Annotated in this window: 18 protein-coding genes and 1 pseudogene; 5 read left to right on the top strand and 14 right to left on the bottom strand. The window is 70.9% G+C overall.

What is annotated here, in order from left to right:
• Nucleotides 1–161: 161 nt before the first annotated feature.
• Nucleotides 162–1502: a GH1 family beta-glucosidase gene (locus tag PUR71_RS38215; RefSeq protein WP_329931884.1), complete on the top strand. Its 1341-nt coding sequence runs from the start codon at nucleotides 162–164 to the stop codon at nucleotides 1500–1502.
• A 130-nt stretch (nucleotides 1503–1632) separates the two neighbouring features.
• On the opposite strand, the gene PUR71_RS38210 is transcribed toward PUR71_RS38215, so the two are convergent.
• The 8 genes from PUR71_RS38210 to PUR71_RS38175 form a co-directional block, all read right to left on the bottom strand.
• Complete coding sequence (locus PUR71_RS38210) at nucleotides 1633–2805, bottom strand: M6 family metalloprotease domain-containing protein (protein WP_443077721.1); 1173 nt, start codon at nucleotides 2803–2805, stop codon at nucleotides 1633–1635.
• 128 nt (nucleotides 2806–2933) lie between these two features.
• Nucleotides 2934–4100, bottom strand: coding sequence for a M6 family metalloprotease domain-containing protein (locus tag PUR71_RS38205; protein WP_329931883.1), 1167 nt, complete (start codon nucleotides 4098–4100; stop codon nucleotides 2934–2936).
• A gap of 21 nt (nucleotides 4101–4121) precedes the next feature.
• A complete protein-coding gene (locus tag PUR71_RS38200) occupies nucleotides 4122–5399 on the bottom strand; it encodes an alpha/beta fold hydrolase (protein WP_329932042.1) in 1278 nt (425 codons plus the stop codon).
• The gene (locus PUR71_RS38195; RefSeq protein ID WP_329931882.1) at nucleotides 5399–6418 is read right to left on the bottom strand and encodes an ABC transporter ATP-binding protein; all 1020 of its coding nucleotides are present in this window, start codon (nucleotides 6416–6418) and stop codon (nucleotides 5399–5401) included. The genes PUR71_RS38200 and PUR71_RS38195 overlap by 1 nt, the downstream gene beginning before the upstream one ends.
• On the bottom strand, nucleotides 6415–7230 hold the full coding sequence (locus PUR71_RS38190; protein WP_443077720.1) for an ABC transporter ATP-binding protein: 816 nt from the start codon (nucleotides 7228–7230) through the stop codon (nucleotides 6415–6417). Before PUR71_RS38190 ends, PUR71_RS38195 begins: the two co-directional genes overlap by 4 nt.
• Nucleotides 7227–8219 carry an ABC transporter permease gene (locus PUR71_RS38185; RefSeq protein WP_329931881.1) on the bottom strand — a complete coding sequence of 331 codons (993 nt, stop codon included), beginning with the start codon at nucleotides 8217–8219 and terminating at the stop codon, nucleotides 7227–7229. The genes PUR71_RS38190 and PUR71_RS38185 overlap by 4 nt, the downstream gene beginning before the upstream one ends.
• Nucleotides 8216–9109 (bottom strand): ABC transporter permease, encoded by an 894-nt coding sequence (locus PUR71_RS38180; RefSeq protein WP_329931880.1) that lies wholly within the window; start codon nucleotides 9107–9109, stop codon nucleotides 8216–8218. The genes PUR71_RS38185 and PUR71_RS38180 overlap by 4 nt, the downstream gene beginning before the upstream one ends.
• 44 nt (nucleotides 9110–9153) lie before the next feature.
• Nucleotides 9154–10731, bottom strand: a complete 1578-nt coding sequence (locus PUR71_RS38175; protein ID WP_329931879.1) for an ABC transporter substrate-binding protein — start codon at nucleotides 10729–10731, stop codon at nucleotides 9154–9156.
• 215 nt (nucleotides 10732–10946) lie between these two features.
• Between PUR71_RS38175 and PUR71_RS38170 the strand changes: the two genes are divergently transcribed.
• Nucleotides 10947–11915 (top strand): LysR family transcriptional regulator, encoded by a 969-nt coding sequence (locus PUR71_RS38170; RefSeq protein ID WP_329931878.1) that lies wholly within the window; start codon nucleotides 10947–10949, stop codon nucleotides 11913–11915.
• 292 nt (nucleotides 11916–12207) lie between these two features.
• Here the strand turns inward: PUR71_RS38170 and PUR71_RS38165 are convergent, their stop codons facing one another.
• The 4 genes from PUR71_RS38165 to PUR71_RS38150 all read right to left on the bottom strand — a co-directional run bounded on the left by PUR71_RS38165 (nucleotide 12208) and on the right by PUR71_RS38150 (nucleotide 16208).
• Entirely contained in the window at nucleotides 12208–13158 is a 951-nt protein-coding gene (locus PUR71_RS38165) for a hypothetical protein (protein WP_329931877.1), read from the bottom strand.
• 14 nt (nucleotides 13159–13172) lie between these two features.
• On the bottom strand, nucleotides 13173–13976 hold the full coding sequence (locus PUR71_RS38160; RefSeq protein ID WP_329931876.1) for a papain-like cysteine protease family protein: 804 nt from the start codon (nucleotides 13974–13976) through the stop codon (nucleotides 13173–13175).
• 384 nt (nucleotides 13977–14360) lie between these two features.
• The gene (locus PUR71_RS38155; RefSeq protein ID WP_329931875.1) at nucleotides 14361–14489 is read right to left on the bottom strand and encodes a hypothetical protein; all 129 of its coding nucleotides are present in this window, start codon (nucleotides 14487–14489) and stop codon (nucleotides 14361–14363) included.
• A gap of 141 nt (nucleotides 14490–14630) precedes the next feature.
• Nucleotides 14631–16208, bottom strand: a complete 1578-nt coding sequence (locus tag PUR71_RS38150; protein WP_329931874.1) for a flavin-containing monooxygenase — start codon at nucleotides 16206–16208, stop codon at nucleotides 14631–14633.
• Nucleotides 16209–16458: 250 nt separating this feature from the next.
• On the opposite strand from PUR71_RS38150, the gene PUR71_RS38145 reads away from it, so the two are divergent.
• Nucleotides 16459–16740, top strand: a complete 282-nt coding sequence (locus PUR71_RS38145) for a 3'-5' exonuclease (RefSeq protein ID WP_329931873.1) — start codon at nucleotides 16459–16461, stop codon at nucleotides 16738–16740.
• Nucleotides 16741–16973: 233 nt separating this feature from the next.
• A complete protein-coding gene (locus PUR71_RS38140) occupies nucleotides 16974–17303 on the top strand; it encodes an EsaB/YukD family protein (RefSeq protein WP_329931872.1) in 330 nt (109 codons plus the stop codon).
• Between the two features lies 1 nt (nucleotide 17304).
• Here the strand turns inward: PUR71_RS38140 and PUR71_RS38135 are convergent.
• Nucleotides 17305–17679: pseudogene (locus tag PUR71_RS38135) on the bottom strand (IS701 family transposase); the annotation flags it as partial.
• 126 nt (nucleotides 17680–17805) lie between these two features.
• Between PUR71_RS38135 and PUR71_RS38130 the strand changes: the two are divergent.
• The gene (locus PUR71_RS38130; RefSeq protein WP_329931870.1) at nucleotides 17806–18186 is read left to right on the top strand and encodes an alpha/beta fold hydrolase; all 381 of its coding nucleotides are present in this window, start codon (nucleotides 17806–17808) and stop codon (nucleotides 18184–18186) included.
• Between the two features lie 245 nt (nucleotides 18187–18431).
• On the opposite strand, the gene PUR71_RS38125 is transcribed toward PUR71_RS38130, so the two are convergent.
• Nucleotides 18432–18636: AMP-binding enzyme (locus PUR71_RS38125; protein ID WP_329931869.1), on the bottom strand; the 205-nt coding region annotated here is incomplete at its 5' end.

Genomic DNA, 18636 nt, shown 5'->3' with positions numbered 1-18636 from the left:
CCCCGCCGGCGCCGTCGAACGGATTTGCTGCGGCCGGGCTGTCGAGGGCGTCGGTCGGCCTGGCCGCACGACGGGACCGGCTGAGGAGCCGCCGACCACTCTGGCGTTCGGGACTGATACCAGTAACATGAGCACCCCTCATATTTCGAGAAGGGGTCGCCATGCCGAACCGCCTCGACCTGCCCGCCGGATTCCGCTGGGGCGCCGCCACCGCCGCCCACCAGATCGAGGGGGCGGTGGAAGAGGACGGCCGCGGTCCGTCCGTGTGGGATGTCTTCGCCGCCCGGCCCGGCGCCGTCCGGGACGGCCACACGGGTGCGGTGGCGTGCGACCACTACCACCGCTACGCCGAGGACATCGAGCTGATGCGCGGGCTCGGCCTGGACGGCTACCGGTTCTCGATCGCCTGGCCGCGCGTCATGCCCACGGGCGCCGGCGCCGTGAACCCGGCCGGGCTGGCCTTCTACGACCGCCTGATCGATGCGTTGGTGGCGGCGGGCATCACCCCGCTGCCCACGCTCTTCCACTGGGATCTCCCGCAGGCGCTGGAGGACGAGGGCGGCTGGCTCAACCGCGACACGGCGTACCGCTTCGCCGAGTACGCCGCCGTGGTGGCCGACCGCCTCGGCGACCGCGTCCCGACATGGATCACCCTCAACGAGCCCTTCGTCCACACCGTCTTCGGCTACGCCCTGGGCACCCACGCCCCCGGCCGCACCCTGATGTTCGAGGCCCTGCCCGCCGCCCACCACCAACTCCTCGGCCACGGCCTGGCCGCCTCGCTGCTCCACGAGCGCGGCCTGGAGGTGATGCTGTCCAACAACCTCACCCCCGTCCGGCCGGCCTCGCCGTCCTCCGAGGACGCGGCCGCTGCGGAGGCCTACGACACCCTGCACAACCGCCTGTTCACCGACCCGGTCCTCCTCGGCCGCTACCCCGACCTCTCCGCCCTCGGCGTCCCCGACGACATCTACGGCGCCGTCCGCGACGGCGACCTCGACCTGATCCACACCCCGCGCCTCGACGGCCTCGGCCTCAACTACTACAACCCCACCCGCGTCGCTGCCCCCACCGGCCCGGGCCTCCCCTTCGACCTCGTCGACATCCCCGAAGCCCCCCACACCGCCTTCGGCTGGCCCGTCGTCCCCGATGGCCTCCGCCAACTCCTGGCCAGCCTGCGAAAGTCGTACGGCGAAGCCCTCCCGCCCATCACCATCACCGAAAACGGCTGCTCCGTCGACGAGTCCACCACCCCGGACCAACCCCGCATCGACTTCCTCGCCGGCCACCTCGACGCCCTTGCCCAAGCCATCACCGAAGGCGCCGACGTCCGCGGCTACTACACCTGGTCCCTCCTCGACAACTTCGAATGGGCCGAGGGCTACCACCAGCGATTCGGCGTCGTCCACGTCGACTTCGAGACCCAGAAGCGCACCCCGAGGGCCTCGTACGCCTGGTACCGCGACCTGATCGCCACTCACCGAGCGCTCCACTCAGATTAGTTGGGGGCCATGGTGGAGGGTGTGATGCGTGAGATCCTGGTAGTCGTTCCGGGCTGCGTGGGGTAGCGCGGCACATCAGCGTCAGCGGAGTCAGGGGAAATGACAGGGTGTCCGACAAGTTCGGGGCCCGTCACCAGCGGCTGATCTGCACCGTGTCGCCGTACGGGCCGCCGCTGCGCACGGATATCTGGACCCGGGCCGACCAATCGGTGAAGCTCTGGCCGGGCCGGTGGGCGGCCATGTCGAGCGGGGTGCAGCCGGTCGGCGGGGTGTCGGCGGGGTTGCCGTTGACCACGTGGACCGGGCCGTAGCCCGTTTGGACGGAGGTGTCGACGCGGTAGATCAGCACGCCGGTGGAGCAGGGGTTCTCGTCGGTGTACGCCGCGCGGCGGGACTCGGCGACGTAGGCGGTGGTGTCGCCGGTGCGGATCACCGCGATCTTGGTGCCTCCGACGTACTCGACCGCGTTCAGCTGGACGGTGGTCCAGCCGGGGGAGGGCAGGCAGGCGACCTGGTCGTCGTCGATCCAGCCCAGCTTCCAGGACTCCCAGCCGGTGTACTGCGGGGCCGGCCCGCCGATCCTGCCCATCAGGTCCCAGCCGCCGACGTACCGGTGCTGGTCGGCGCCGGTGAAGGCGTACAGGTCGGGCAGGCCGAAGGTGTGGCCCGTCTCGTGGTCGGCGATCCTCGGGCCCCAGTACCACATGTCCTGGCCGAACGTGACGGCCCATTTGATCCGGGTTCCGTTCGCGGTGACACCGCTTGTGGTGGGGTCGTACACGTAGGTAGGCGTGAAGCTGATGGCGGACGCCGTCCGGGGCGGGACGACGTAGATCAGGTCGTACTGGGAGAAGTCCGCGTAGGGCGCGGCGGCCGCGACGGCGTCGCGGACGTAGGCCTCGTGCTGTTCGAAGCCGATGCCGCGCTGGAAGCCGTACGCGGTGGAGGCTTGCGGCATGCGCAGCCAGCGGTCCAGCGGGGTGACGGCGAGCCAGGTGCGACCGTAGGAGGCCTGCCACATCCAGTCGGCCGCGGGGGCGAGTTGGGCGCTGTAGATGGAGGTGGGGCCGTCGGCAGGGGCGTCGGGGAAGTCGACGAAGAGGGTGAGCACGCGTTTGGTGCCGAGCGGTTGCTGGAAGCGGGTGCGGTCGGTGTCGTGGCCCTCGTCGGTCCAGCCGGTGGTGCCGGACAGGGCACAGGCCGAGGCCGGGGAGCCGGCCGCCGCTCTGGCGTCCGGGGTGAGGGTGAGGAGCAGGACGAGGGCGCCGAGGAGGGCCAGCAGGGCGGCTTTCGGAGATCGCACGGATGTGCCTCCTGTGTGGGGGTGGGGGAGGAAGCCCGGCCAGGGCCAGGCATCCCTGGCCGGGCTGGGGCGCGCCGTGGCCCGGGGGCGGGCCGCCGGAGTTGTTCACGGCGCGGGCGGGTGGACCGTCAGCTCGACTTGGTGACGGTGATGGTGTCGGTCATCGGCGTGCCGTGGAGGACGTCGATCCGGACCCCGGTTGCGGGGTCGGTGAAGTTCTGGCCGGGTTGGAGGGCGGCCATGTCGAGCGGGGTGCAGTCGGTCGGCGGTACGGCGGTGGGGTTGCCGTTGACGACCTGGACCGGGCCCTGGCCGGTCTGGGTGGCGGTGTCGATCCGGTAGACCAGGACGCCGGTGGAGCACGCCGACTCGTCGCCGCCGATCGCGCGGCGGGACTCGGCGACGTACGCGGTGGTCTCGCCGGTGCGGATCACCACGATCTTGGTGCCGCCGGGGCGTTCGATCGCGTGCAGGCGGACTGTGCGGCGGCCGGCGCCGGGGAGGCAGGCGACCTGGCGGTCGTCGATCCAGCCGAACTTCCAGCGCTCCCAGCCCAGATGCTGCGGCGACGGACCGGAGATGAGGCCCATCAGGTCCCAGCCGCCGACGTAGCGGTGGGTGTCGGCGCCTTGGAAGGCGTACAGGTCGGGCAGGCCGAAGGTGTGCGAGGTCTCGTGGTCGGCGACCTTCGGGCCCCAGTGGTACATGTCCTGGCCGAAGGTCACCGCCCACTTGATCCGCGTGCCGCCTGCCACGATGCCGGTGGCGGCGGGGTCGTAGAGGTAGGTGGGCGAGAAGGAGATGGCGGAGGCGGACTTCGTGGGGACGATGTACAGCAGGTCGTACCGGGAGAAGTTCACGTCCGGCCCGGCGGCCTCGACGGCCTGGCGGACGTACGCCTCGTGCTGCTCGAACGAGAGGCCGCGCTGGAAGCCGTAGCTGGTGGACGCCTGGGGCATGTGGACCCAGCGGTCGAGCGGGGTGATGTCGAGGCGGGTCCGGCCGTAGGAGTCCTGCCTCATCCAGTCCGCGGCCGGGGCGAGTCGGTTGTCGTAGTCGTCGCGGTCGCCGACCGCGGGCGCGTCGGGGAAGTCGACGAACAGCATCAGCACGTGCTTGGTGCCCAGAGGTCGGAGGAACTGCGTACGGTCGGTGTCGTGGCCCTCGTCCGTCCATCCGGTGCGGCCGGGCAGGGCGCACGCCGCGGCGGAGGGGGAAGGGGACGCGGTCGCCGGGGTGGCGGCGATCAGCGGCAGGGCCAGCGCGAGGGCGCCGGCGAGCAGGCGAGAACTCAACTCTTTCCTTCGGGTGGGTGGTTACGCCCGGCCGGAGGCCAGGGCCATGAGGCGGGCGAGGACGCGTCCGTTCGAGGCGGTCACGCCGTCGTGCTCCCACTCGTTGGTGATCCAGGCCCGCAGTCCGCCGATCGAGCGCGCGGTGCGCAGGGAGAGGTCGGCGTCCACGTACATGTCGTCGTGGTAGACGGCGGCGGCCACCGGTACCCGGTTGGCGGCGAGTCGGGCCGGGTCGTACAGCGTGGCCCAGTCGGTCCGTGCGGCGAGCAGGTCGGCGGCGTCGGCGAACGGGCGCAGGCCGCTGATCTCCCGGAACATCCAGGGGTAGATCATCTCGCCGGTGAGCAGCAGCGGGTCGGCGTCCTCGGCGAAGGCGGGGTGGGCCGCCAGGGCGCGCTCGGCGGCCCAGCCCGTGCAGGCGCCCGGGCGGCCGTAGATGGACTCCTGGAGGACGGCGAAGAGCGGGTTGTCGGTGAAGGCGGTCAGCTGCATGACCTGCTGGAGGAAGGCGGTGGTGGGCTCGCCGGCGGGGTCGAGGGACTCGTCGAGCAGCCAGTGCAGGCGGGCGGAGCCGTCGCCCATGCCGAGCATCAGACCGAGGGTGCGAAGTCGCCGTGCGGTGAGCCGGTCGCCGTCGGGAAGGCGGACCGCGCGGTGGTGGAGGTGGTCGGCGAGCCGTCGGAGCGTGAGCGGGTCACCGGGGTGGCGGAGGTAGTGGGCGAGCACCTTGTCGCGCACTCGGGGGTAGGTGGCGGCGTACACGTCGTCGGCGGTGGCGTCGAGTCCGGGCAGGCCACCGGTGATGTAGCAGGCACGCAGGCCCTCGGGCGCGAAGGACAGGTAGCTGAGGGTGACGAATCCGCCGTAGCTCTGTCCGAGCGTCTCCCAGGGCTCATCGCCGCAGAGGCGACGACGGATCAGCTCGGCGTCGGCGACGATCGAGTCGGCCCCGTGCAGCGCGAGGTGATCGGCCAGCTGCCGGGGTGAGCCGAACCCGGCCGCGGAGCGGGCGGTGACGGGGGTGGAACGGCCGGTGCCGCGCTGGTCGAGCAGCAGGACCCGGTGGGTCTTGAGGGCGTGGTCGAGCCAGCCGCCGGCGTTCAGCGGGCGGGGTGACTTGCCGCCCGGGCCGCCCTGGAGGTAGAGCAGCCAGGGCAGTTGTTCGTCGCCGCGGGCCGGGTCGGCGACCTCCCGGGCGAAGACGTCGATGGTCGCGCCGCCGGCTTCGGCGTGGTCGAGCGGGACGGTGAAGACGTGGTCGGTCACCGCGAGTCCGGGTAGGCGGTGGGTGGTCAGGATCACTGTGACGACTCCGGGCTGTGGCGAATGTTCCCCTCGTTCCCCTCGTTCCCCTCGTTCCGCTCGGCGAAGTGACAGGCGACGTGGTGGCCGGGCGCGATCACCCGCAGGGTGGGGCGCTCGCCGGCGCATCGGTCGGCCGCCCTGGGGCAGCGGGTGCGGAAGCGGCAGCCGCTGGGCGGGTCGAGGGGGCTGGGCGGGTCCCCGTGGAGCACGATCCTCTCGCGAGCGCGCTCGGCGTCGGGGTCGGGCAGGGGCACGGCGGAGAGCAGGGCGCGGGTGTACGGGTGGGCGGGGGTGCCGAAGAGGGTGTCGCGGTCGGCGGTCTCGACGACGGCACCGAGGTACATGACGGCGATCCGGGTGCTGATCTGCCGGACGGCGCCGAGGTCGTGGGCGATGAACAGGTAGGCGAGGCCGTGTTCGTCCTGGAGGTCCTTGAGCAGGTTGAGGATCTGGGCCTGCACCGAGACGTCGAGGGCGGAGACCGGTTCGTCGCACACCACCAGCTTCGGCCGCAGGGCCAACGCCCGGGCGATGCCGAGGCGTTGGGCCTGGCCGCCGGAGAATTCGTGCGGGTGGCGGTCGGCGTGCTCGGGTCCGAGGCCGACCCGTTCCAGGAGTCGCTCCACCGGCTCGTCGGGCTTCAACCCCTGGTAGGCGAAGGGCGAGGTGAGGATCCGGCGCACGGTCTGGCGGGGGTTGAGTGAGGAGAAGGGATCCTGGAAGACCATCTGGAGCTCGCGGCGGACGGGGCGCAGGCCGTGTTCGTCCAGTTCGGCGAGGTCCTGGCCGGCGAACCGGATGCTGCCGGAGGTCGGTGGTTCCAGCCGGGTGAGCAGGCGGGCCAGGGTGGACTTGCCGCAGCCGGATTCGCCGACCAGGCCGAGGGTCTCGCCCGCCGCCACGTGCAACGAGACGCCGTCGACGGCGGTGACGTGGCCGGCGAGGCGCCGGGTGAGGCCGTGGCGGACCGGGAATCGCTTGACCAGGTCCCTGGTCTCCAACAACGCGGTCATGTCTGCTCCGCAAGGGTCGGCAGCCGGCGCGGCAGCGGCCCGTCGATGCGGGGGACGCAGGCGAGCAGGCCGCGGGTGTACGGCTGCCGCGGGCGGTGGAAGACGTCCTGGACGGCGCCGCGCTCGACCGCGCGGCCGTCGCGCATCACGACGACCTGGTCGGCGAGTCCCGCCACCACGCCCATGTCGTGGGTGATCAGCATGATCGCGGTACCGGTCTCCCGCCGCAGCTCGCGCAGCAGGTCGAGGATCTGGGCCTGGACGGTGACGTCGAGTGCGGTGGTCGGCTCGTCCGCGATGAGCAGGTCCGGCTCCAGGCACAGCGCCATGGCGATCATCACGCGCTGCCGCATCCCGCCGGAGAACTCGTGCGGGTAGGAGCGGGCGCGTCGTTCGGCCTCGGGGATGCCGACCCGTTCCAGCATCCGGACGGCGACCCGGTGGGCCGCCTTCCGGCCGGCCCGGTGGTGAGCGCGGTAGGCCTCGGCGATCTGGCTGGCCACCGAGTAGTACGGGTTGAGGCAGGAGAGCGGGTCCTGGAAGACCATGGCGATCCGGTTGCCGCGCAGGCGGCGCAGGGCGCGCTGGTCGAGGCGGGTCAACTCGCGTCCGTCGAAGCGGATTTCGCCGCCGACGCGGACATCGCGGGGCAGCAGCCCGAGGACGGCGAGGCTGGTGACGGACTTGCCGCTGCCGGACTCCCCGACCACGCCCAGGACCTGTCCGGCCGCGAGGTCGAGGTCGAGCCCGGCCACCGCCCGGACGCCTGACGCGAAGTCGACCGTGAGGTCCCGTACGGTCAGCAAGGTCATCCGACGGCCCTCACCCTCGGGTCCAGTGCGGCGTAACCGAGGTCCACCGCCAGGTTGGCGAGCACGACGAAGGAGGCGGCGAACAGCGTCACGCCGAGGATCACCGGCTGGTCCGCGCTCGCGATCGCGTCGGCGGCCAGCTTGCCGACGCCGGGCAGGCCGAAGACCGATTCGGTGATCAGCGCGCCGCCCAGCAGCGCGCCGAGGTCCATGCCGAAGATGGTCACGATCGGCATCAGTGCGGGGCGCAGCGCGTGTCTGCGGACCACGGTGACCTCGGACAGTCCCTTGGCGCGCGCCGTGCGAACGTAGTTGCGGCCGAGGCTCTCCAGCATCTCGCTGCGGGTGACCCGGGCGTACACCCCGGCGTAGAGCATGGCCAGGGTGATCCAGGGCATGACCATCGACTGCGCCCAGCCGATCGGGTCCTCGGTGAGGCGGACGGCGGTCGGGTAGGGCAGCACGTTCAGCTGGACCACCAGGAGGTACTGGAGCACCAGAGCGGTGAAGTAGATCGGCAGCGAGACCCCGCCGAGGGCGGCCGTCATGGCGGCGCGGTCCCACAGACTTCCGCGCCGCAGCGCCGACACCACGCCCGCCGTCACGCCGACGGACAGCCACAACGCCGCCGCACCGACGGCGATGGAGATGCTGACGGGCAGCCTGCCGGTGAGCATCTCCCAGACCGGCTGGTTCGTCTGGAAGCTGAAGCCCAGGCAGGGGAAGGGGCACTGGACGGCCGTCGCCCCGCTGCCGTAGGTGCGCCCGGAGAGGATGCCGCCGAGGTAGTCCCCGAACTGTCCGAACGAGGAGCGGTCCAGCCCGAGGGTGGCTCGGATCGTGGCGAGCCGTTCGGGACTGCAGGCCTTGCCGCAGGCGCCCTGGGCCGGGTCGGCGGGCATCAGGTAGAAGATCGCGAAGGTGGCGGCGCAGATCACCACCAGGATGGCCGCGGTGACGGCCAGTCTTCGCAACAGGTAGAGGATCATCGTGGCTTGCTCCGGGGGTCGAGCGCGTCGCGCACGGCGTCGCCGAGCACGTTGAAGGCGAGCACCGTGACGAACAGGAGGACGCCGGGGATGAGGAAGTAGGCGGGGTCGGAGGCGTACCAGGGCACGGCGGACGCGATCATCTGCCCCCAGGAGGGCGTGGGCGGTTGCACGCCCACGCCGAGGAAGGACAGCCCGGCCTCGGTGGCGATGCAGGCCGGGATCGACATCGTCGCCACCACCAGCACCGGCCCGGTCAGGTTGGGCAGCACCTCACGCAGCAGCAGTGTCCGTCGGGACGCGCCGAGCACCCGGGCCGCCGCCACGAACTCGCCACGGGCGAGCACCATCGCCTGCCCGCGGACGATCCGTCCGATGTACGGCCAGCCGAAGAGGCCGAGGACCATGATCAGCAACAGCCGACGGTCCGCCCCGGGTGCTGCCGAGATCAGGGCGATCATGAAGATCAGGCTGGGGAAGGACATCAGCAGGTCCATCAGCCGGCCGATCAGGGTGTCGGCCCAGCCGCCGAGGAATCCGGCGAGGAGGCCGAGCGCGGTGCCGAGGAGCGTGGAGACGGCGGTGGCCAGTACGGCGATCAGCAGGGAGACGCGCGCGCCGTACACGACCCGGGCGAGCACGTCCCGGCCGTTGACCGGCTCGACGCCCAGCCAGTGCGCGGCGCTGATGCCGCCGGCCGTACCGCGGGGCAGTCCGCCGAGCGCCGGGTCGACGGCTTCGCCGTGGAAGGCGGTCGGGGAACCGCCGGTCAGCCAGGTGATCAGCGGGGCGGCCAGCGCGACCAGGACCAGCAGGGTGACCGCGGCCAGTGCGAGCGCTGTCGCGCGCTGGGACAGGAGCCTGCGCAGGACGGTCACCTGCGCGGTCACGGCCGCGCGGGAACCCGGGTGCGTGGTCCCGGCGGCGCGGGCGCTCACCTGCGCAGTCCCAGCGAGACGAGGTCGAGTCGGCCGACGAAGGCGGTGTGCCCGTACGCGCCGGCCACGTTCGGCCCGACCAGGACGGCGGCCCGGTCCCAGAGGAACGGGACGACGGGTGCGTCCCGCATGATCCGCTTGGCGAGCTCGCCGTACGCCGCCTGCGCGGTGGTCGGGTCGCCGGCGGCGGCGATCTCGTCGAGCCGGGCATCGACCTCGGGGGAGTCGTACTGGGAGCGGTTGTTGTTGCCCTCGACGGTGATCAGCCTGCCGTCGAACAGGATCGGCAGGTAGGTGGAGGCGCCCGGCCAGTCCGGTGTCCAGCCGTCGATCAGCAGGTCGTGCTCGCGGGAGGGGCTGCCGATGGTGCTGTAGAACGCCGAGGAGCTGATCTCGTTGATCCGCACGGTGATGCCGGCCCGGGCGAGTGAGGCCTGCACGGCCTCGCCCTGCGCCTTGCCGCCGGCGGTGGCCGGGGTGTCGAGGGTGAGTTCCAGGCCGGACGCGTGTCCGGCCTCGGCGAGCAGGGCTTTGGCCTTGGCCGGGTCGCCCTTGCCGTCCTGGCTCGGGTACGGGTCCTCGGGGGCCGCCCCGGGCAGGGTGGGCGGCAGCAGGGTGGTGGCGAGGTCGCCCGCGATCGGGCCGCCACGGGTGGTGCGCAGCGCGTCCTTGTCGAGTGCGTACGCGATCGCCTGGCGCACCCGGACGTCGTCCAGCGGCTTGTGCCTGGTGTTGATGCCGAGGAAGCGGGTGTTGATGGAGTCGCCGGTGACCAGGCGTTGCTTCAGCCGGGGGTCGCCCAGCGCCCGTCCGACCGAGGCCGGGCCGATGGGCTCCATCGCCACGGCGTTCGCGTCCTCGCCCTGGCCGGAGATCAGCCGCTGGTCGACCACGGCCGGGTCGAGGTTGAGGTCGATCACGACCTTGTCGGGCAGGCCCTTGCGGACGGTGTCGGTGGCCGGGTCCCACGAGGGGTTGCGCACCAGGGTGAGCTGCTTCTTGGGCTCGAACACGTCGATCCGGTAGGGGCCGGACGAGAACGGGCGGTTGTCGTAGCCCACGCCGGTGTCCTTGTCCTGCGGCACGGGCGCGAACATCGGCAGCGACACGGCCGAGCCGAAGTCGGCGACCGGCCGGTTGAGGTGGAAGACGACGGTCCGCTCGTCCGGGGTCTCGATCGAGGCGAGGCCGGCCTTGTCCTGGTACGGGCCCTTGTACGTGTCGCCGCCCGTCAGCCAGAGCCGGGCGTACGGCGGGCCCTCGGGCAGTTCGGCGGCGAAGGTGCGCTCGACGCCGTACTTGACGTCCTTGCTGGTGACGGTCCGGCCGTCCTCGAAGCGCGCGCCGTCCCGGAGGGTGAAGGTCCAGGTCCGGGCGCCGTCGGTGGGACGGCCGGTGTCGGTGGCGAGGTCCGGCACGATCTTTCCGCCGGCCTGGCCGGGCGCCGGGGCGAAGGTGGTGAGCGTCCGGTAGATCAGTCGGCCTACGTCCTGGGTGGAGGTGACGTACGCGCGGGCCGGGTCCAGGTGTTCCAGGTCGATGGTGGACAGGACGTGCAGGGTGCCGCCCTTCACGGGGACGGCGTTCCCGGGGGCCCCGGTCGATCCGGCCCCAGTCGATCCGGTGCAGGCCGCCGCGGACAGCAGCCCGAGGGCCGCCGCCAGGGCGCATGCGGCTCTTCGTGGCCTCATTCGTCCCCTTCTGGTGTGATATGACATTTCACATGTGGGACAAGATTGGGCCTGCGCGATCCCTTCCGGGAGCTCCCAGCTGTTCATAACATCCGGTTATGGAGCTTGAGATACGGCATCTCCGGATGATCTGCACGATCGCCGAAACCGGCAGCCTCACCCGCGCCGCCGCCTCACTACGGCTCAGCCAGCCCGGGCTCAGCGCCCAACTGCGCCGGATCGAGGCGATGTTGGGCGGGCCGTTGTTCGATCGTGGGCGCACCGGCGCCGTGCCGACCGCCTTCGGTGAGGCCGTGCTCACCCGCGCCCGCGCCGTCCTGCCCACCGTCGACGAACTGCTGGGCGCCTCCGCCCTGGCGGCCCGTTCCAGCAGCCCCGTCCCGCGCCTGCGGCTCGGCTCGGTCAACGCCCCGCTGATCGGCGGGCTGATCGACGCCTTGCGTGCCCACCTCCCCGAGGCCCGGATCGTCTCCCGCGCCCAGGGCTCGTCCGTCCCCCTGATCGAGGACGTCTCGGCCGGCCGCCTCGAAGCCGTCGTGGTCGGCGACTGCCCCGGCTACGAGCTGGCCGCGCGGCCCGGCGTCGTCCTGCGGCCGGTGGTCACCGAGCCCGTCTTCGTCGCCCTGCCGGCGGGCCACCGCCTCGCCGCCCGGCCGGAGGTCGGACTGGATGAACTCGCCGACGAGGACTGGGTGTCGCCCCGGCCGGACGACGACCGGGTCCGCGAGTACTGGTCCACCACTTTCCACGCGACCGGCCACCGGATGCGCACCGTGCACGAGGCGGAGGGGCGGCTGCTGATGGAGTTGGTCCGCAGCGGCGGCGCGGTGAGCCTGTGCCAGGCCACCTACGAGGAACTGCCCGGCATCGCCGTGCGGCCCATCACGGGCGACCCGCTCTGGTACCGGCACCTGATCGCCTGGCACCAGGCGGGTCCGGTGGCCGCCCTGGAGACGGCACTGGTCGAGCACGTCCGCGCGGCCCACCGGGTCGCGGCCGAGCGCAGCCCGGTGTACCAGCGGTGGCTGCGCGCGGCGGCCCGGCAACCCGAGGCGGCCGCCCGATGAGCGGCCGTCCGCCGCCACGGCTCGCCCAACGACCATGATCGTTGGGCGAGTCGAGCCGTCCTGCCGGCGGCGGGACACGATGACGCCCTGTTCGACGGGCCGAGGGCTACCACCAGCGCTTCGGCTGCGTCCACGGCGACTACACCACTCAGCGTCGCACCCCTGAGGGCCTCCTACGCCTGGTAGCGCGACCTCATCGCCGACCACCGGGCCTGCTCGGGGAGCACGAGGCACCGGGCGCCCAAGGCGTGTTGTCCGTCGCCCGGTGCCTCGTGTGTCCGTCGTTCGGGTGTCAGCCCGTCGGTGCGCCGCGGCGGCGCAGGCGCAGGTAGAGTCCCGCGGCGCCGGCCAGCACGGCGGCGCCGGCCGCCGGCAGCCGCCATGACGTCGGGGACGACTGATCGGCAGAGGTCGACGAGGTCGTCGGACCCTGCGCCCCTGATCGTGCTTCGGGCAGGTCCGGGGGCGGCGTTCCGGGCGGTGACCCGGCTGCTGTCTCGAACAGCCCGAACCCTCCGGCGAGCCCGTTCCGGTCGTAGCCGGATCCGGGGAGCTTGTCCGCGTACCGGCCCGTCACCAGCTTCTGGTAGGCGGCCAGCGGGAGGCTCTGTCTGCCGCCGAGGCCTGTGGTGGCCTCGCTGTTGAGCGACTCGACGTCGCCGCGCTCGGTGAGCCGGTACCAGGCGTGGATCTGCGGCTCGGTGAAGGTGCGGGCGTCGGTGGTCGTGCGTTCGGCGAGCTTGAGCTCGTTGTCACCGTCCTGGATGCCCGCCAGCCGCCAGCTGCCGGCCTTGTCCGGCGGAGCGAGTAGTACGGTGGCCTGGTGACCGTCGGCCGCGCTCACCCGCGAGGCGAGGTAGGACAGCCTGAGTGCGTACTGCGGTGTCGGCTGGGCCTTGCCCGTCACGAAGTCCACCGACAGCTCGTACATCGGAACCGGGTCCTTGAGTTGGAACGACGGTGACGCGGCGGCCACGTTCGGAGAGTTCGGCCGCCCGCCCGCACTGCCGCCGTCGGCGCCGGTCCCGGCTCCGGGGGCGGTCCCGGCTCCGGGGGTGGTCGCCGTCCTCGCGGCGCCGAGGAAGCGGGAGACGGTGTTCTGCGTCTGCCCGGAGCGCAGCACCTGCTGAGCGGCGCCGTAGTCGGGCACATTGCCCCCGCTGTCGGCCCGGGCTGTCGTGGTGGCGACGCCGACGCTCACGAGTGCGGCAGCGGTGAGGGCAACCGCCTTCAGTGTCATCATGGTTGGTTGTCTCCTCACGCGTGGATGCCGACCCGCGAGTGGGTCCATTGGAACGATCCGTTGCTGACATAGGTGTTGAAGTTCCACCAGGTGTACGTCTGCGTGCTGGGCCACGGATCGCCTACGGCGATCATGTTGCTGGTGCTGTCGTAGCCGTAGATGACGTTCATGTGCCCGCCGCCCGACGTCCAGCCGATGCGCACCGCGAACGGCCGCCCGTTGGCTATCTCGTTGGTGACCTCGTTGAACGAGGCGTTGCGGTTCAGGTCGTAGCCGCTGTTGCGGAAGCCCATGGCGGACAGGCCGTTGGCCATGTCGTCGAGCGTGGCGGGTCGGTCGTTGCAGTCCAGCCAGCGGCCCTGTTGGGCGAGGCGGCAGAAGTCGTACTGGTTGTACCGGTTGTAACCCCAGTAGGTGGCGACCGTCAGGCCGGAGGCGTCCCAGCACCACTCGTCCTGGACCTGCTTCTGCATGGTGATGTCGAGCGCTGTCCAGCTGGTGGGCCGGGTGGAGCTGCAGAGCGGCAGGTTCCCGGTGTTCTCGCTGATGAAGGCGTCGGCGATGTAGTAGGCGCCGGACCAGATCCAGCGGTTGTCATTCTCGACGGTGTCCCCCGTGGTGCGGCAGATCATCGGGATGCGGTCGGCCGGTGCGGCCTGGCCGGAGACCCGGGCTGAAAGTGAGGGCAGCACACGCTCATTGACGGTGCTGTAGTTGCTCTGGCCTCCGATGACGGTTCCCTTGACCAGGCCCGCCTGGGCCATGGCGCCGATGCCCAGCGTGGCCGCGGCGGCCAGCACGGCGGCGATTGCCGTCACGGCCGCCCGACGCGATTTCCTGCGGTGTCTGCTCATGCGTCAGATCTCACTCCCCGTTAGGTGAAATCGAATGCCGGGGAGTCTGGCAGAGCCACATCAGAACCGGAATGGAGAAGTCCGGGTCACTTTGCGGTTACCCCATGGGTGGTGAGCGTCGAGCAACAATACGCAGTATCCGAAGGTGATTTGTCGGCCCGCGGCCTTGGTGGTCTAGTCCACTGTTATCCAATCGTTATCTCCTGTGGTAATATTTCAGGCTGTGAAATTTCACAGAGTGAGTGCAATGTTACTTATGATGACGGTTTCAGAAGGGAAAATTCGAGGGCCCCAAGAAGGGCTTATGCACCGCCGGTCGAGCCACTGTGAGAGGGGGTCTGCGGGAGATCATCCGGGTCTGGACAGGCCGCTCGACGGGTCGAGGGCTACCACCAGCGCTTCGGCCTCGTCCACGGCGACCACACCACTCGGCACCCGCACCCCGAGGGCCTCCTGAGCCTGGTACCGCGACCTCATCGCCGCTCACCGTACCTTCGGAGAAAGGACGTTGGGCCAACGGGGCCAGATCTCCGGCGCCCTGGTGCCTCAGTGATCACCGAGAGGCCCAGCGCGCTCGGAAGCCAGCGGCGGTCGGGGCGAGCGGGCCTGGGGCCGCAGCTACGGCGTGCGGCGTTCGGCGGTGAGTCGGTGAGCGCGCTGCCGCGAGGCTGGGGGTGGTACCACTGCTCCTCCGGTGGGCCTGCCGATGCGCGGGTCACGCTGCTGTTTGGTCCAGATGTAGGAGTCCGGGGTGAAGGTGTGCAGGCGCTTGACCAGCCTGCCGGCGGACCAGGGCCAGCAGAAGGTGTTCACACCCGGGACTCCGAAGTAGTAGCTGGAGCCGCTGGTGTTGTACACGGTGCCCCGGAGTGCGTGCTGGAGGGCGTTGTGGTGTGCCTCTTCAACCTCCGGTGTGACGTCCAGTGCGGTGTTCCCGCTGGCGTACAGGTGGTTGAGGGCGGTGGTGATGTAGCGGAGTTGTGCCTCGACGACGGTCGGGACCGCACTCGTGCCGGTGAGGATGTTCGGGCCGGGAAGAAGGAAGAGGTTCGGGAATCCGCTGATGCTCGTGCCCAGGTAGGCACGGCGGTCGTCGGCCCAGGTCTGGGCGAGGGTGGTGCCGTGGAGGCCGTGCAGGCGAGGAGCCAGGGCGAGGTCACCGACGTGGAAACCCGTGGCGAGGATGATCGCGTCCGCGGTGGTGCGGGTGCCGTCGGCTCCGATGACCTGGGAGCCGTGGACTGCGGTCACGCGGGTGGGGCGCAGCTGGACGTTGGGCCGGGTGAGGGCGGGGTAGTAGGTGCTGGAGGCGATCAGGCGGCGGCCGCCGAGGCGGTAGCGCGGGGTCAGGGCCTCGCGGAGCGCGGGGTCGGGCACGGCGGCGCGCAGGTGGAGGCGGGCCACGGCTTCCAGGGGTGCCAGCAGTCTCGGGTGACGCAGGGGCACACCGATCGTCTCCTGCGTCCAGTGCTGCACGCGGCGCAGGAGGCGGCGTGCCGCCGGGCGGCGTTCGAGGAATCGGCGGAGGCGGGGGGAGAGCGGGTGGTCCGGTTTCGGCAGTACCCACTGTGGTGTGCTCTGGAAGACATCGATGTGGGCGGCCTGTGGCTGGATCTCCGGCAGGAACTGGACGGTGGACGCTCCGGTGCCGACCACCGCGATGCGGCGCCCGGTCAGGTCGGTGCCGTGGTCCCAGTCGGCGGAGTGGAAGACGGCGCCGGGAAAGCCGTCGAGCCCGGGAATGTCGGGGTAGCGGGGACGGTGCCAGGGGCCGGTGGCGATGATGACCGCCCGGGCGGTCCAGGTGCCCGCCGTGGTGCTCAGGTGCCAGAAGTGGGTGTCCGGGTCCCAGTGAGCGGCGAGGACTTCGGTGCCGTAGTGGATCGCCTTTTCGGCGCCGTGCGTTTCCGCGGTGGTTTCGAGGTAGCCGAGGATCTCGGGCTGGGCGGCGAAGGACCGGCTCCAGGAATGGGGGGCGAAGGAGTACTCGTAGAGCACGGACGGCACGTCGCAGCCGCATCCGGGATAGGTGTTGTCGCGCCAGGTGCCGCCGAGGCGGCCGGTCTTCTCCAGCAACACGACGTCGTCGATTCCGGCCTGGTGCAGTGCGATCACGGCGGCGATTCCGGACATGCCGGCGCCGATGACGACGACCTCCGTCCGCTGACAACTGCCGTCGAGTCCGTCGCCGGTCACCAAATCCCCTGCCTGCGTGGGTGAATGCCTCGGCCCGGCGCCTGCCGAGGCCGTGCGGGCTCATTCCGATCCCTTGCTCAAGGCGTCGAAGCGTAGCTTCAAGTAGGGCCTCAGGCACCGGACATGACCATCGATTGGCTCATATGAGTGACTTCACGGGTTGGCCTGACGTTCAGCGCCGATGCCGTGTGGTTGGCTTCCCTCGCATGACCTTTGTGCGGGAGAATCCGCCCGGATCATCGAGGCGGAAGTGCCCGTCGTCTCGCTTGAACAGTACGAGGGCCGGCCTGTCGAGGCGGTGAAGATCGGGACGTATCGCAGGGCCAAGGGACTGGAGTTCAAGCACGTCTACTTGCCGTGCCACGACCAGGCCCTCCAAAGCGGGGCCGACGAAGGCGCAGAGGTGGCGGCGGAACACGCGGAACTCGCCCGGAGCCGACTCTTCGTCGCCATGACCCGCGCCCGGGACACCCTCTGGCTCGGGAGCGTCATGCCGTCGGGCGTTGGGACGCTCGGGGAAGCTACGCCGTGAGGTGCCCGAGAGCCGCCACCGTCGCCTGGACCGGGAGCTGATCACTGTTCACCGGGGCGCCGGGCGGGGTAGACGGGGGTGCCGAAGGGTTTCGGTCCGGGGGCGCAATTCTGTCGGTGGCGGTCGTCATGTCCTCGGGCCGCTCGGTTTCTAGGGTGGAGGGACCGGGAGACGGCGTGGTGCGTGGGTACCCGAGTCGATCGTTCCCGTTGTTCGCGCATCCGAGGAGCACCATGACCGGCACGTTGACCGCCATCTCGCCCCAGCACGCCGTCCGTCGGCTGACCGTCGTGGGGCCGGAGGGGCTCCTCGAGGTGGCTCTTCCGGTCACCGTTCCGGTCGTGGGGCTCGTTCCCGTGCTGGTTCGGTGCCTTGGTGGTGCCAGTGCCAGTGCCAGTGCCGGTGACGGTGACGGTGCCAGTGCGGGTGACGGTGACGAGGGCTGGGCGCTCCGGCGGATCGGTGGTGCGGTGCTCCGGCCAGGCGACACGGCCCTGTCGCTCGGGTTGCGGGACGGGGAGGTCCTGCACCTCGCGTCCTGGTGCTCCAGTGCGGTTTCGTGATCTACGCGATGGGAGCGGGGATTCGTCGCAGATTGTGACTGCGGCGTGCTGCGGCCTGGTGGTGTCTGTGCCAGCTCGACCAGTGCAGCAGTCTGTGCGGGGATGTGGTTCGTACGTCCAGTAGGGCGCCGAGCAGGTGGCGGATCTCCGGGACGGTCAGGTCGATCGGGTCGGTGCTGCGGACGTGCCGGTTCTGCCGGGTGGGTCTGGCCGGTGTCGTGTCGGCGGCGAGGGCTGCCAGGAAGGCCAGGGCGAGCATGGCCAGGGTGATGTGCCGGTGCCAGGCCGAGGCGGGCAGGCGGTCAGCGACCGTATCCGCGCGGGCAGCGGTCCGCCCCTGGTTGATCCGCACCCGTGTGTTGCAGGCGACGGCCAGCGGGCGGCGTCTAGGCCATGACCCACGGCCATCGCGCGATCTTCAGGAGTCCACGCAACCCATGAATGCCATGCATGGCACCAGCGGTCGGTTGGCGACCTGACTCAACCCCGTGGAGGCTTCGGAATGCTCGCCCCGCGCCCGCTCCGACCCGCTCTGGGGCGCCTGCTCGCCAACCCCGCCCTCAGCTCACCGCCCCAGATGATCGCTCCGCTGATGATGGGCATGCGGACCTACAAGCCGAACACCCGTCCTGTGGCCCGACCGTTCACCGACGAGGAACTGAGCTCCATCCAACTGCCCACCCTCGTCCTGCTCGGACGCCGAAGCGCCCTGCTCCGGCCGCACCGTGTTCTGAAGCGGGTCACCGCGCTGATCCCGAATGTTCAGGCCGAGATCGTTCAGCGGGCCGGCCACGGCCTCAACCTGGAGCGTTCCGAGCTGGTCAACGAACGCCTCCTGCGGTTCGTCACCGCACTCCGGCCCGAGCCCACCCGGAGCGAGTAACGCCACCTGCCGCTTCCCTTCGTGACAGTATTCGTGACAGTAAGCGCGCTCAGCCACAGCCCGCTTCGGGCACGAGATCACAAAACCACACGGGTGTACTGCCCGGTCGGGCCGTCGCAGCCGATCAGGGGGCAGGGGATCCGGGCGAGTACGGTCGACACGACAACTCGGGTGTTCCTAGCGGGAGTTCGATGGCGAGAGGCCGCTTACCGGTTCGCACCGGTGAGCGGCCCCTCGCCGGGGGATCAGCTATGGGGCGAAGCGTCGGTCAGCTGGGCCTGGATGGACGTCATCACGGCGGCATCGGTCAGGGTGGTGGTGTCGCCGACTTCGCGGCCTTCGGCGATGTCGCGCAGGAGGCGGCGCATGATTTTGCCGGAGCGGGTCTTGGGGAGTTCGCCGACGACTTTGATCTGCTTGGGTTTGGCGATGGGGCCGAGGGTGCGGCCG

It is taken from the genome of Streptomyces sp. SP17BM10 (genome assembly GCF_036322405.1).
Lineage (GTDB): Bacteria > Actinomycetota > Actinomycetes > Streptomycetales > Streptomycetaceae > Kitasatospora.
The sequence above is the reverse complement of the archived record's forward strand: the minus strand, read 5'-3'. Positions and strand labels throughout refer to the sequence as shown.